Annotated in this window: 14 protein-coding genes; 10 read left to right on the top strand and 4 right to left on the bottom strand. The window is 65.4% G+C overall.

Annotated elements, in window-relative coordinates; all coding sequences use genetic code 11:
- Position 1: 1 nt before the first annotated feature.
- The gene (locus AC1RBA_RS07125) at positions 2–580 is read right to left on the bottom strand and encodes a porin family protein (RefSeq protein WP_492417406.1); all 579 of its coding nucleotides are present in this window, start codon (positions 578–580) and stop codon (positions 2–4) included.
- A 203-nt stretch (positions 581–783) separates the two neighbouring features.
- Here AC1RBA_RS07125 and AC1RBA_RS07120 point away from each other — a divergent pair, with 203 nt between their 5' ends.
- Entirely contained in the window at positions 784–1,461 is a 678-nt protein-coding gene (locus AC1RBA_RS07120) for a response regulator (protein WP_070224073.1), read from the top strand.
- Complete coding sequence (locus tag AC1RBA_RS07115) at positions 1,458–2,759, top strand: ATP-binding protein (protein WP_492417404.1); 1,302 nt, start codon at positions 1,458–1,460, stop codon at positions 2,757–2,759. The genes AC1RBA_RS07120 and AC1RBA_RS07115 overlap by 4 nt, the downstream gene beginning before the upstream one ends.
- Here the strand turns inward: AC1RBA_RS07115 and AC1RBA_RS07110 are convergent.
- On the bottom strand, positions 2,737–3,633 hold the full coding sequence (locus AC1RBA_RS07110; RefSeq protein WP_492417402.1) for an EamA family transporter: 897 nt from the start codon (positions 3,631–3,633) through the stop codon (positions 2,737–2,739). The genes AC1RBA_RS07115 and AC1RBA_RS07110 overlap by 23 nt on opposite strands.
- A gap of 77 nt (positions 3,634–3,710) precedes the next feature.
- Here AC1RBA_RS07110 and AC1RBA_RS07105 point away from each other — a divergent pair, with 77 nt between their 5' ends.
- Both AC1RBA_RS07105 and AC1RBA_RS07100 read left to right on the top strand, forming a co-directional pair.
- Positions 3,711–4,199 carry an Lrp/AsnC family transcriptional regulator gene (locus tag AC1RBA_RS07105; RefSeq protein ID WP_070288813.1) on the top strand — a complete coding sequence of 163 codons (489 nt, stop codon included), beginning with the start codon at positions 3,711–3,713 and terminating at the stop codon, positions 4,197–4,199.
- A gap of 10 nt (positions 4,200–4,209) precedes the next feature.
- Positions 4,210–5,031: an APH(3') family aminoglycoside O-phosphotransferase gene (locus AC1RBA_RS07100; protein WP_492417400.1), complete on the top strand. Its 822-nt coding sequence runs from the start codon at positions 4,210–4,212 to the stop codon at positions 5,029–5,031.
- 13 nt (positions 5,032–5,044) lie between these two features.
- On the opposite strand, the gene AC1RBA_RS07095 is transcribed toward AC1RBA_RS07100, so the two are convergent.
- Positions 5,045–5,572 carry a hypothetical protein gene (locus AC1RBA_RS07095; RefSeq protein ID WP_492417398.1) on the bottom strand — a complete coding sequence of 176 codons (528 nt, stop codon included), beginning with the start codon at positions 5,570–5,572 and terminating at the stop codon, positions 5,045–5,047.
- 123 nt (positions 5,573–5,695) lie between these two features.
- Here AC1RBA_RS07095 and AC1RBA_RS07090 point away from each other — a divergent pair, with 123 nt between their 5' ends.
- Positions 5,696–6,079, top strand: coding sequence for a glutaredoxin domain-containing protein (locus tag AC1RBA_RS07090; protein ID WP_492417396.1), 384 nt, complete (start codon positions 5,696–5,698; stop codon positions 6,077–6,079).
- Positions 6,080–6,087: 8 nt separating this feature from the next.
- Here AC1RBA_RS07090 and AC1RBA_RS07085 read toward each other — a convergent pair whose 3' ends face one another.
- The gene (locus tag AC1RBA_RS07085; RefSeq protein ID WP_034749909.1) at positions 6,088–6,324 is read right to left on the bottom strand and encodes a DUF3820 family protein; all 237 of its coding nucleotides are present in this window, start codon (positions 6,322–6,324) and stop codon (positions 6,088–6,090) included.
- A 144-nt stretch (positions 6,325–6,468) separates the two neighbouring features.
- Between AC1RBA_RS07085 and AC1RBA_RS07080 the strand changes: the two genes are divergently transcribed.
- The 5 genes from AC1RBA_RS07080 (at position 6,469) to sppA (ending at position 13,203) form a co-directional block, all read left to right on the top strand.
- Positions 6,469–7,680, top strand: a complete 1,212-nt coding sequence (locus AC1RBA_RS07080; protein WP_492417394.1) for an MFS transporter — start codon at positions 6,469–6,471, stop codon at positions 7,678–7,680.
- A gap of 85 nt (positions 7,681–7,765) precedes the next feature.
- Positions 7,766–8,983 carry a YeeE/YedE family protein gene (locus tag AC1RBA_RS07075; RefSeq protein ID WP_492417392.1) on the top strand — a complete coding sequence of 406 codons (1,218 nt, stop codon included), beginning with the start codon at positions 7,766–7,768 and terminating at the stop codon, positions 8,981–8,983.
- A gap of 47 nt (positions 8,984–9,030) precedes the next feature.
- Positions 9,031–9,669 carry an SMI1/KNR4 family protein gene (locus tag AC1RBA_RS07070; RefSeq protein WP_070288728.1) on the top strand — a complete coding sequence of 213 codons (639 nt, stop codon included), beginning with the start codon at positions 9,031–9,033 and terminating at the stop codon, positions 9,667–9,669.
- Positions 9,670–9,774: 105 nt separating this feature from the next.
- Positions 9,775–11,253 carry a sodium:solute symporter gene (locus AC1RBA_RS07065; RefSeq protein WP_492417390.1) on the top strand — a complete coding sequence of 493 codons (1,479 nt, stop codon included), beginning with the start codon at positions 9,775–9,777 and terminating at the stop codon, positions 11,251–11,253.
- Positions 11,254–11,328: 75 nt separating this feature from the next.
- Complete coding sequence (gene sppA, locus AC1RBA_RS07060; protein ID WP_070224056.1) at positions 11,329–13,203, top strand: signal peptide peptidase SppA; 1,875 nt, start codon at positions 11,329–11,331, stop codon at positions 13,201–13,203.
- Positions 13,204–13,283: the final 80 nt, after the last annotated feature.

The raw sequence follows: 13,283 nt of genomic DNA, 5'->3' as shown, positions 1-13,283 counted from the left end.
TTTAAAAACCGAAACGGACACCGAGCGCGATGCGGTTCATCGTGCTGTCGAGTCCTTCGTATCTGACTGTCGGGGCGTGCTCCCATTCGAGCTGCAGCGCCACGTCCTTGTTGATCTGGTAAGCCGCTCCCGCGCTCGCGTACAGGCCCGTCTTGCCGGCCGATTCACCGGGCGGCGCATTCCTGCCGTCGATGGAGAATTTGACGCGGCTGCGCGCCATGCCCGCCTTGGCGAACAGCGACCAGTCCTCGTCCAGACGCCAGGTGCCGCGCGCCGCCAGGTAGGCGGCGCTGGGGCGCACCCTGAGCCGGTAGCCGGGGTCGAGGTCGAAGCGGGTCGCGCCGCCGCTGGCGCGGTAGCCGCCCTCCAGCGCCCAGGCCGGCGTCAGTTCATAGCCGGCGAAGACGCCGAAAGGCAGCGCCTTGCCGCTCGCGTCGCGCTGGCTTGTCGCGCCGCCAGCCGCATACTGGATCTTGCCGTCGCTGGCCGGGCTGATGTTGGCACCCACGTACAGGCCTTCGGCGTGGACGAGCGAGGTGGCGGCGACGGCGAGCAGGGTGCTGCATGCAAATTTTTTCATGTTCGGATTCCGGTTGAGGTAAGAGCCATGAATGTTAGGCAAACAGCGTCCCGGAATCCGCCCGTGTTTGTCTTCGAATTGTCCTCAATTTGTAGGCCGCATTTGTATAGAAAGTGTAGCAATGTGTACCGGATTGTCGAATTTGCCACAGGCGCGCCGCGCTCCACTACAATACGCCACAAAAATGGCGGCGCGGAGGAGCGATGCAAGGTGTCATGCTGGTGGAGGACGATGCGCGGCTGGCCGCGCTGGTCAAGGAATACCTGGAGCAATACGACTATGCGGTCGACGTGGTCACGCGCGGCGACCAGGCCCTGGCGCGTTTTCGCGATACCCAGCCCGAGCTGGTGATACTCGACCTGACCCTGCCCGGCGTCGACGGCCTGGTGGTGTGCCGCCAGCTGCGCCAGCTCAGCGCCGTGCCCATCCTGATACTGACGGCGCGCGAAGACACCTTCGACGAAGTCTCGGGCCTGGAGCAGGGCGCCGACGACTACGTGAACAAGCCGATCCAGCCGCGCGTGCTGCTGGCCCGCTTGCGCGCGCTGCAGCGGCGCGGCAGCGCGGCGGCCGGCAGCGATATCGTCATCGGCCAGCTGCGCGTGTCGCGCGAGAACCGCGCCGTGCACTGGCGCGGTCAGGAAATCGCCATGAACAGCGCCGAATTCAAGCTGTTCGCCATCCTGGCCGATGCCGCGGGCAAGGTCATGTCGCGCAACGACATCCTCGTCAAGATGCGCGGCATCGAATTCGATGGCCTCGACCGCAGCATCGACAACTGCATCTCGCGCCTGCGCCGCAAGTTCGACGACACCGCCGCCGAGCGCATCAAGACGGTGTGGGGCGAAGGCTACCTGCTCACGCCCTCGGCCTGGGAATGAACCGCCTGTTCTGGCGTTTCGCGCTGCTGGTGCTGCTGGCCATCGCGCTGGGCAGCGGCGTCATTTACTTCACCTTCAGCCGCCTGTTCGGCGATCCGCTCGAGCACATCGCGCGCGACCAGGCGGCCGGCCAGATCTTCCTGCTGGAGCAGTACATCGACCAGGCACCCGCCGACGAATGGCTGCCGCGCCTGAACAAGGTGCGCGAAGTGTCGGACGTCACGCTGGAACTGCAGCCGCTGGCCACGGTATTGGCGGCGCTGCCGGCGGCCCGGCGCGCGCCGCTGCTGCAAGGCGCTGTCGTGATGGACGTGGGCGGCAAGGGCTTTTACCGCCGCGTCGACGTCACGGGCGCGCGCTATGCCGGCAGCGACGACGACGTGCTCCACGCGCAGAAGCTGCCCATCGACGTGGGCCAGGCGCTGCGCATGGAAGCGATCCGTTTCGCCGTCATCGCGCTATGCCTGCTGCTGCCGCTCGGATGGTGTACGCGCGCACACGGCCGCAGCCTGGCGGCGCTGTCGCGCATGGCCGACGATTTCGGGCAGGGCGACCTGGCCGCGCGGGCGCGGGTCAGCCCCGCGTCGAGCATCGCGCCGCTGGCGGGCCGCATCAACGACATGGCCGGGCGCATCGGCTCCCTGCTGGAGGCGCGCAAGCATTTGCTGCTGTCGGTCTCGCACGAGCTACGCACGCCGATCGCCCGGCTGGAATTCGGCCTGGAACTGCTGGCCGCGCGGCATGCGGACGGCCAGCCCGACCTGCAGCGGCGCGTCGACGCCATGGGCGCCGATGTCGATGAACTGAAAACCCTCGTCAATGAGCTGTTGGGCCTGATGCAGCTCGATCATGCGCAGGCGCTGCCGCGCCAGTCGTTCCCCCTGGCGCCCCTGCTGCACGCCTGCCTGGCGGCGGCCTTGCCGCGCCAGGTGGACGCCGGCATCGCCACCGACCTGGGCGAGCTGCGCGGCGACCCCCGCCTGCTGGCGCGCGCCGTCGGCAACCTGCTGGGCAATGCGGCCAAATATGCCGTGGCGCGCGTGGCGCTGTCGGCCTTCCGCGATGGCGAGGCGCTGCGCATCGTTATCGAGGACGATGGTCCCGGCATTCCCGCCGACCAGCGCGAACGGGTGTTCGCCCCGTTCTACCGCCTGGAGCGCGAGCAGGACCATGCGGCCGCAGGCCACGGCCTGGGGCTGGCCATCGCCGCCAGGGCCGTCGCGCTGCACGGCGGCGCCATCGCCATCGACGATTCGCCGCTGGGCGGCGCGCGCTTCACGATTTGTATTCGGGCCTGAGCGCTGCCGCGCCGCGTCTCTGCCGCTGCGCCATGTACGAGCTGCCCATGGACGCGGCCATGATCATGGCAATCGCCAGCCACTGCCCGGCACCGAGCCGCTCGTCGAGCAGGATGTAGGCCAGCATGGCGGCCACGGCCGGTTCCATGCTGCTCATGATGCCGAACGCTTGCGGCGTCAGCCGCTTCAGGGCCACCATTTCCAGCGAAATCGGGATGGCGCTGGAAATGAGGGCCACGCCCAGGCCGATGCCCAGCACGGCGGGCGAGAGCAGGGCGGTGCCGCTGTGCATCACGCCCACGGGCACGACCACCAGCGCGGCCATGGCCAGGCCCAGCGAGACGGAATGGCCCGCATGCAGATGGCTGGCGCGCTTGCCGAAGACGATGTACGAGGCCCAGCAGACGGCCGCGCCCAGGGCGAACAGCACGCCCGTGGGATCGAGATTGCTGATGTCGTGGCCGAGCGGCAACAGCAGCGCCAGTCCCGCCACGGCCAGCGCCACCCAGACGAAGTCGAGCGGGCGGCGCGAGGCCAGCAGCGCCACGGCCAGCGGGCCGGAAAACTCGATGGCCACGGCGATGCCGAACGGGATCGTGCGCAAGGCCATGTAGAAGCACAGGTTGGTCAAGCCCAGCGCCGCGCCGTACAGGGCCACCGTGCGCAGGTCGGCGCGGCTCAGCTGCCAGCGCCACGGGCGCCAGAACAGCAACAGCAGCAGCGCGGAAAAGCCCACACGCACGGCCGTCGTGCCTTGCGCACCGACCAGCGGGAACAGGCTGTGCTTGGCCCATGAGGTGCCCAGCCCCAGCGCGGTGACGGAGCCGAGGATGGCGAGCAGGGGAATGAACGAGGAATAGCGGCGTAATGGCATGGTGATAAAAGGCTTGATATCGGAATGGTGAAAGTTTATTGTGTCTGCTCCGATATTTGCACTGCATTTTGACCTCCATGACGCAACTTTCGCTCACGCCTTCGCCCGACCTCGATGCCTTCGACCTAGCGATACTCGACATCCTGCAGCGCGATAACACGACTTCGCAGCGTGAAATCGCCCAGGCCGTGCATTTGTCGGCGCCGGCCGTGCAGCGGCGCATCCGCCGCCTGCGCGAGAGCGGGGTGATCCGTCATGAAGTGGCCGTGCTCGACGCAAGCCGCCTGGGCCGTCCCTTGATCTTGACGGTGGAAGTGCATTTGCACGACGAGCACCCGCAGCGCACGGCCGGCATGCGCGCGCGCATCATGGCCGAGCCTGCCATCCAGCAGTGCTACGGCATCACGGGCGAGGCCGATTACCTGCTGATCATTACCGCCAGCAGCATGGCCGAATACGAGGCACTGACGGAACGCCTGTTCGGCGGCGACGACAATATCCGGCGCTACCGTACCTCGGTGGCGCTGACCTGCCTCAAGATGGGCTTGCACGTGCCGCTGGCATAGGATCGGGCGGATGACGATCTCCAACAAGAAGCAAGCGGCCGTGACGGCAGCCATGCCCGCCAGCCTGCGCGCCGCCGTGGCCGGCTATCGATGGGTGCGCGACAGCGCCGGTGAATCGGACGCTGCCGTCTATAGGCTGCAGGGCAGGGACGGCGCGCCGGACCTGTTTTTGAAGCATGGCAAGGGTGTTGCCGCCGCCGAGCTGGCCGATGAACTGGCGCGGCTGCGCTGGCTGGCGCAATACCTGCCCGTGCCGGTCGTGCTCCAGTTCGCCCAGGCGGCAGACCCGCAGCAGGCATGGCTGCTGACGGCGGCGCTGCCGGGCAAGACGGCGCACGAATTACTGGAAGCCAATCCCGAGATTGGCCCCGCCGTGGCCGACGCGCTGGCAGCCTTCCTGCGCCGCCTGCATGCGCTGCCCGTCGATGCCTGCCCGTTCGACGCCAGCCCTGCCGTCCGGCTGGCCCAGGCGCGCCAGCGCATCGATGCGGGCCTGGTCGACACCGATGATTTCGATGCTGAACGGAAAGGCTGGACGGCGGAGCAGGTGTGGGCGGCGCTGCAGGTTTGCCAGCCCGTCGCGCCCGACCTCGTCGTCACGCATGGCGACTTCTCGCTGGAAAATATCCTCCTGCACGAAGAACAGGTCTTCGGCTGCCTCGACGTGGGACGGGCGGGCATTGCCGACCGTTATCAGGACCTGGCCATCGCCTGGCGTGCTCTCGGTGAGTTGGATCCCGCGCTACAGCAAAGGTTTGTTGAGCAATATGGGCTCCTTGATATCGATCAAGGCAAGCTGGCATTCCATTTGCTGCTCGACGAGCTGTTTTGACGGTTGTCAGCCATCAAGGCTTTTCGCGCTCCGCATCGCGTTCGCGGCAGCTCAAGGACGCGTAATGGCCTTGGGGCAGACGGGCCTGGATGGCAACCTCGCTCAGTGCATGCCCGATATCGACGGGGTCGGTCAAGGTGCAGCGCTGGGCGATGGCGAACTCCTGCAGCTTCTGCGTGCTGCCCTGCACCTTGAGCGTCACGCCCGCCCCGGGGCTGACGCAGCAGCCGATGTATTGCGTGATGTATTCTTCCTCGATCAGCACCAGTGCATGCCCCATGAAGCCGGCCGGCTTTTTCAACAGGTAATAATCGGTGTAGTCGAAGCGCTGGTCCGGGTGCTTGCCGATGTAGCCTTCGCGCATGTAGGCGGCGATGGCCTTGCCGGAGGTGCCCACTCTTTGCGTCGTGCCCTTTTTCAGGTGCAGCGCCTGGATCAGACCGCTTTCAAGCCCGGGATCGGCAGCGGCCAGGGCGCTGGAGGCGCAGGCGGCGAGAAAAAGCGAGCCGATCAGGCGGCGGGTGCGGCGCCACTCAGCCATGGGAGGGATTGCTTGCATATATTGACGTGTAGGGGAGAAGAAGCGCAGTGTAGCCCACGCCAGTCCGTGTGCGTGGCACAATGCGTGATCCGCACGCCACGTGCCACTGACCCCAGGACTTTCATGACCCGCGCCATCCTCGACGAAGCCCAGATCCATCCCGCCGCCCGCCCTTTGATCGGCAGCAAGCACCAGGACATCGTGCGCGAGGTGCAGGCGGCCATCGCCGCGCACCAGGTAGTGGTGGTCGGCATGGCGCTCAACCCGTTCCCGCGCAAGGCGCGCAAGATACTCGACGTGCTGGGCACGCCTTATCAGTACCTGCAATACGGCAGCTATCTGAACCAGTGGCACTGCCGCAATGCCTTGAAAATGTGGACGGGCTGGCCCACGTTTCCCATGATTTTCGTCAACGGCGTGCTCATCGGCGGCGCCAGCGAGCTGCAAAAGCTCGTGGAAAATGGCGAGTTCAGCGCCATGCTGGCGAAGAAGCTGCGCCAGTTCTGACCTGTTCCTTACTCGCCCGGCCGCCACGGCGACTTGCGCGTGCGCAAGGGGTCGAGCAAGCTGCGTAAATCGTTGTGGTCGAGTTCGTACATCAACGCGATTAAACTGCCCAGTTCGCCCGAGGGAAAGCCCTCGCGCGCGAACCAGCCGAGGTAATGTCCCGGCAAGTCGGCCAGCAAGCGTCCCTGATATTTCCCGTATGGCATTTCGCGCGTGACCAGCAGCGCCAGTTTTTCTGAATTCATGGTGGTGACCCCGTGTTGATGCGGCCAGTGTAGCAGACCATTGCATTGTTGAGTTGGGCGCAATTATCTTCTTCCCGATCAGGTATTTTTCGGAATAAAGAAAACCCCGATACTGCATGCCAACATCATTTATCGGAGTTTGCCATGCCCATTGCCTTGCTCGCGCTGACCCTCAGCGCCTTTGCCATCGGAACCACCGAGTTTGTCATCGTGGGACTGTTGCCCACCATCGCCGCGGACCTGGGCGTCAACCTGCCGTCGGCCGGCCTGCTGGTCAGCCTGTATGCGCTGGGCGTCGCCGTCGGCGCGCCCGTGCTGACTGCCCTGACGGGCAAGATTCCGCGCAAAACCCTGTTGCTGTCGTTGATGGTCTTGTTCACCCTGGGCAATTTGCTGGCGTGGAAATCACCGGGCTATGCAACCCTCGTCGTCGCCCGCATCCTGACGGGGCTGGCGCATGGCGTGTTCTTTTCCATCGGCTCGACCATCGCCACCTCGCTGGTGCCGAAGGACAAGGCGGCCAGCGCGATCGCCATCATGTTTACGGGCTTGACCGTGGCCCTGGTGACGGGCGTGCCGCTGGGCACCTTCATCGGCCAGCATTTCGGCTGGCGCGAAACCTTCCTCGCCGTCTCGGCCCTGGGTCTGGTGGCGTTCATCGGCAGCCTGCTGTACGTGCCGTCGACCATCAAGCACAGCAAGCCCGCCTCGCTGCTGCAGCAAGTGCAGGTGCTGGGCCAGCCCCGGCTGCTGCTGGTGTACGCCATGACGGCCGTCGGCTATGGCGGTTCCTTCATCGCCTTTACCTATCTGGCGCCGATCCTGCAGCAAGTGTCGGGTTTCAGCGCCGGCGCCGTGGGTGCGGTGATGCTTGTGTATGGCGTGTCCGTGGCGTTCGGCAATATCTGGGGCGGCAAGCTGGCCGACAAGAAGGGGCCAGTGCGCGCCCTGAAACTGATCTTCTTGCTGCTGTCCGCCGTCTTGCTGCTGCTGACCTTCACGGCGCCGCATCCCGTGCTCGTCGTCATCACCGTGCTGCTGTGGGGGGCCGTGGCCTTCGGTAACGTGGCCGGTTTGCAAGTGTATGTCGTGCAGCAAGCGGAACACTTCACGCCCCGCGCCGTGGACGTCGCTTCCGGCCTGAATATCGCCGCTTTTAATCTGGGCATCGCCGGCGGCGCCTGGGGCGGCGGCTTGATCGTGGAACACCTGGGTCTCGTGCACACGGGCTGGATCGGCGCGCTGGTCGTGCTGGGCGCCTTCGGCTTGACGGCCTTGAGCGGCCGGATGGACCGTTTGAACCCGATTCCCGTGCGCAGCGGCGGCGAGAAATCGCTGCATGCGGTGGGGCACTAAGCCTGCTTGATCTGCAAGCAAGTTGCTGGCACGGGCGAGAGCAGGGTTTACAATGGTGTTTCCCTTTCTCTCGCCCATATTCCCCATGTCCGATACCGCAATGTCACCGCTGCGCCTGCGCGCCGCCATCAACCCGAAACCGCTGGGCGTCGCCCTGTTGCTCATCGTGCTAGGCGCCTGGTACCTGGCGCTGACGGTGGGCGCCACCCAGTCCGCGCTGTACGTGGTGGGCGCCTTGCTCGGCATCACCCTGTATCACGCGGCCTTCGGTTTTACATCGGCCTGGCGCGTCTTCATTGCCGATGGCCGCGGCGACGGCTTGCGCGCGCAAATGCTGATGCTGGCCGTGGGCGTGGCGCTGTTCTTCCCCGCGCTGTCGGCCGGTACCCTGTTCGGCACGCCCGTGGCGGGCCTGGTGTCTCCCGCCGGCACGTCCGTCATCTTCGGCGCCTTCATCTTCGGCATCGGCATGCAGCTGGGCGGCGGCTGCGCCTCCGGCACCCTGTACACGGTGGGCGGGGGCAGCACGCGCATGCTCATCACCTTGGCCGCCTTCATCGTCGGCTCCGTGATCGGCACGGCGCACATGCCGTTCTGGACGGCATTGCCGCAATTGAAACCCATTTCCCTCGTCACAAGCCTGGGCCTGGTACCCGCGCTGGCGCTGAACTGGCTCGTTTTTGCAATGATCGCCAGCATCACGGTGCTGGTGGAAAAACGCCGTCATGGCAAGCTCGTCGCGACACCGCTGCGCCCGTCGCAGGCGTCGCCCTGGCTGCACGGCCCCTGGCCGCTGGTGGCGGGCGCCATCGCGCTCGTCGTACTCAATTTCATCACCCTGGCGCTGTCGGGCCGTCCGTGGGGCGTGACGTCCGCGTTCGCCCTGTGGGGCGCGAAAGCGGCATCCGCGATCGGCATCGATACTGCCAGCTGGGCCTATTGGTCGTCCAAGGCCAACGCGGCCGCGCTGGCCGCGCCATTGACGCAGGACAAGACTTCCGTGATGGACATCGGCATCGTGCTGGGCGCCATGCTGGCGGCGGCCCTGGCCGGCCGCTACGCGCCCGTGTGGCGCATCCCGCGCCGCTCGATCATCGCCGCCGTCGTCGGCGGCTTGCTGCTCGGCTACGGCGCGCGCCTGGCCTACGGCTGCAACATCGGCGCCTATTTCAGCGGTATCATCTCGGGCAGCCTGCACGGCTGGCTGTGGCTGGTCTGCGCTTTCCTGGGCAACGTCATCGGCACGCGCTTGCGCCCGTGGTTCGGCCTGGAAGTGGAGAAAGTCAAACCGACCGGCTGCTGAGTTATCCACCGTCAATGACCGTACCGAAAACTAATGGAGCAATGTGCATGGATGTCGAGTACCAGGCGTTTTTACACGCGTTTCCCCCGGCGCAGCGCGTGAGCGCCGATGCCGGCAAGCTGGCTGCCTTTACGGAGCACGTACTGGGCGTGGCCTTGCCCGACGACCTCGCGGCATTTCTGCGGCAGGTGGGCGGCGGCTATTTCGGCCGCAACGATCTGTACTTTTTTGGTGACGGCGCAACGCCGGCGCCGCGCGATTGCCTGCAGGAGTGGAACCGTCAAGATTTCTGGACGGAGATTTTCCCGTGCCCGGCAGAGGGCGGTCCCGTGTTCTTTGCCGAAACCTGCTTTGGCGATCAGCTCGGCTACCGCCATGATGGCGACAGCGTGCTCTATTTGCTGTTCGCCATCGATACCTTCGAATCGTTCGTGCTTGCGCATAGCGCACAGGAACTGTTTGCACAGGTGCTGACCGAACGCTTTGCCCTGGTCGATGCGCGTCGCCTGCAGGCCGTCGAAAGCCAGCTTGGCCCATTGCGCCAGGGCATGCATTATGCGCCGCTGGTGAGCCCGCTGCTGGGCGGCAGCGGCGCGGCGGACAACTTCTGCCAGGAAACGCCGAATGTGCACTTCAGAACGGCGCTGGCCGCGCTGCATGCCGCGCGGCGCGCCTCGGGCGGCTAGTGTGGCGGCTGGCTGGGGGGGGGGGGCGCTTTTAGCCGCCTCCAGCAACGGGCGCGGCAATCCGGTGTATATTGCCGCCCACCTTAGCTCAGTACCGTATCTGCCATGTCCCCAGCGATCCTGTTTGCCGTCGTCCTCGCGTATTTCCTGATCCTGCTGGGCGTGGCATGGCGCACCTCGCGCCACGCCACCAATGAGAGTTTCTTCATCGGCAACAAGGACAGCAACTGGATGCTGGTGGCCTTCGGCATGGTCGGCACCACGCTCACGGGCGTGACCTTCATCAGCGTGCCCGGCGCCGTGGGCAGCAACGGTTTCGGCTACATCCAGCTGATGATCGGCTACGTGCTCGGCTACCTGGCTATCACGTTTATTTTGCTGCCGCTGTACTACCGGCTGCAGCTCACTTCCATTTACCTCTACCTGGAAGTGCGCCTTGGCCGGCGCTCCTACCAGAGCGGGGCGGCGTTTTTCATCGTCTCGCGCCTGCTGGGCGCCACGGCGCGGCTGTATCTGGTAGTCAATATCCTGCAAGCCACCATACTCGACAGCCTGGGCGTGCCGTTCTGGCTGACGTCGTGCGTCGTGCTGCTGCTGATCCTGCTCTACACGTACGAGGGCGGCGTGAAGACCATCGTCTGGACCGATACCCTGCAAACGGCGTGCATGCTGGCCGGCCTCGTCATCTGCAGCGTGTTTTTGCTGCGCGCAATGGACCTGTCCCTCATCGACAGCCTCGAGCGCATGCGCGCGCAAGGCCTCACGCGCATCTTCACCGTCGATCCGGACAGCCCCGCCTATGTGTGGAAGCACATTCTTGCCGGCATGTTCATCACGATCGCCATGACGGGCATGGACCAGGAAATGATGCAAAAGAACATTTCCGTGCGCACCTTGCGCGATTCGCAAAAGAACATGCTCAGCCTGACCGTGGTGCTGACGGGCGTGCTGCTGCTGTTCCTCTTCCTCGGCGGCTTGCTGCACCTGTATGCGCCGCTGGCCGGCATCAGCGCGACAGGCGATAAACTGTTTCCCGCCGTCGTGCTGGGGCACTTTCCCGCCGTGGTGCAGCTGATTTTTTTCATCGCGCTCATTTCCGCCCTGTTTCCCAGCGTGGATGGGGCATTGACGGCGCTCACGTCCACCTTCTGCATCGATATTTTGGGCGTGCAGCGCAGGCAGGATTTGAGCGCGGCCGCGCAGATGCGCTGGCGCCGCCGTGTGCACCTGGGGTTCGCCGTGCTGTTCCTGATATTGATCATGGCCTTCAAATGGCTGGACGACCCCAGCATGATAGGCGTGATCCTGAAGCTGGCCAGCTATACCTATGGTCCGCTGCTGGGTCTGTTCGCTTTCGGCCTGCTGAGCCGGCGTGGCGTGCGCGACCGCTGGGTGCCGCTGGTGGCCTTGGCCGGGCCGCTGCTGTGCGCGCTGATCGAAGGGGAGCAGGCGCGGCTGTTCGAGCATTACCGCATCGGCCTGGAACTGCTGATCCTGAACGGCGCCCTGGTGCTGGCTGGCCTGTTCCTCATTTCCACGCCCCCGGGGCAGGGCGGCCAGGACACGCAATACTTGTCAAAATAAGACGAATCCCAAGGCGATCGCGGCCATTTTCAGCTATATTGATTTCCTTTAGGTACATAACCTCACGGAGCATCGATGTCACTCAACCCCTTCCCGCCGCTACGCCGCGGCTTTGGCGCATTCTGGCGCGCGCTGGACGCCACCCGCCGCGCGGTCATCAACCTGATTTTCCTGCTGATCGTCATCGCCATCCTGATTGCCATCTTTGGCGGCGGCGCCAAGCCCCTGGCGGACAAGACCACCCTGGTACTCGACTTGCAAGGCCCGCTGGTCGAGGAAACCCCGGGCGGCGTGCGCGAGGCCGTGCTGGCCAATGTCAGCGGCGAAGTCAAGAAAAGCGTGCAGCTGCGCGACGTGCTGGCGGTGCTCGACACGGCCGGCAAGGACAAGAACATCGGTTCCATGGTGATCCTGCTCGACGAATTGCAGGGCGGCGGCCTGGCGTCGCTGCGCGAAGTGGCGGCCGGCGTCGAGCGTTTCCGCGCCACGGGCAAGAAAGTGACGGCCTGGGGTTCGAGCTACAACCAGCGCCAGTACCTGGTGGCGGCCAAGGCCGACGAGGTATTTCTGCACCCGATGGGCGGCGTCATGCTGGAAGGCTTTGGCCGCTACCGCAATTACTACCGCGACGCGCTCGACAAGGTGGGCGTGACGGTCAACCTGCTGAAAGTGGGCACGTATAAAAGCGCGGCCGAGCCTTTCATCGCCAACGGCCCGTCCGAAGCGGCGGCCGAAGCGGACCGCTACCTGAACAACGGCCTGTGGACCACCTACACGACGGACGTGGAAAAGGCGCGCAAGCTGCCGGCCGGCGCCATCATGCAAACGATCGACAACCTGCCAGCCTTGATGACGGCTGCCGGTGGCGACATTGCCAAGCTGTCGCTCAATGGAAAACTGGTCGACGGCCTGAAAACGCGCGATGAGCTGCGCCAGTTCATGATGGCGCGCGGCGCCAAGAACACGGAAGGCACGAACTTCCGCCAGGTGAACTACACCGATTACCTGGCGCGTCTGCGCCCCGTGCACATCGGCGACGCCGTCGGCGTGGTCATCGCCTCGGGCGAGATCGGCGACGGCATCGCGCCGCCGGGCGCCATCGGCGGCCTGTCCACCTCGCGCCTGATCCGCCAGGCGCGCGAAGACAAGTCGATCAAGGCCGTCGTGTTGCGCGTCGATTCGCCGGGCGGCAGCGCCTTCGGCTCGGAACTGATCCGCCGCGAACTGGAACTGACGCGCGCCGCCGGCAAGCCGGTGGTCGTCTCGATGGGCAACGTGGCCGCTTCGGGCGGCTACTGGATCAGCACCTCGTCCGATGAAGTGATCGCCGACGCGGCTACCATCACCGGCTCCATCGGCGTGTTCGCGATTCTGCCGACGGCCGACAAGGTGGTGGAAAAGCTGGGCATCCACACGGCCGGCTCGCCGACCACGTGGCTGGCCGACGCGGGCAACCCCTTGCGCCCGCTCGATCCCCGCTTCGCCGAAGTGATCCAGGGTTCGATCAACCACGTGTATGGCGACTTCCTGAACCTGGCGGCCAAGGCGCGCAAGACGACGCCGGAAAAGATCGATGCAGTGGCGCAGGGTCGCGTCTGGACCGGCTTGCAGGCGAAAGAGCGCAACCTGGTCGACCGCATCGGCAGCTATGGCGATGCGCTGGCCTCGGCCGCCAAGCGGGCCAATCTGGGCGCCGACTACCGCGTGACCTACCTGGAACAGGAAACGTCGAACGTCGATCGCCTGATCGGCATGTTCGGCTCCAAGGCCATGGCCTCGCTGGGGCTGGGCGAGCACGTGAAACTGGGCTTGGCCGGCACGGGCTTGCCGGCCGATGCGGCGCTGGGCATGGCGCAGGACCTCTCCTGGCTGTCGGGCATCACGCGCGAGCGCAAACCGTTCATGGCGCTTACGCACTGCCTGTGCGAGGTGCCTTTGGGCGGCAAGTAAGGTCAGGCCTTACACGGCAATATAGATGACATCCCCAAGCCGGCTTCGCCCGGCTTGTTTTCCTTGAGGAGCAGACTATG

This window comes from Janthinobacterium sp. GW823-FHT03B06, from assembly GCF_058796955.1.
Note: the sequence above shows the minus strand (reverse complement) of the source record. Positions and strands in the feature narration are given on the sequence as shown.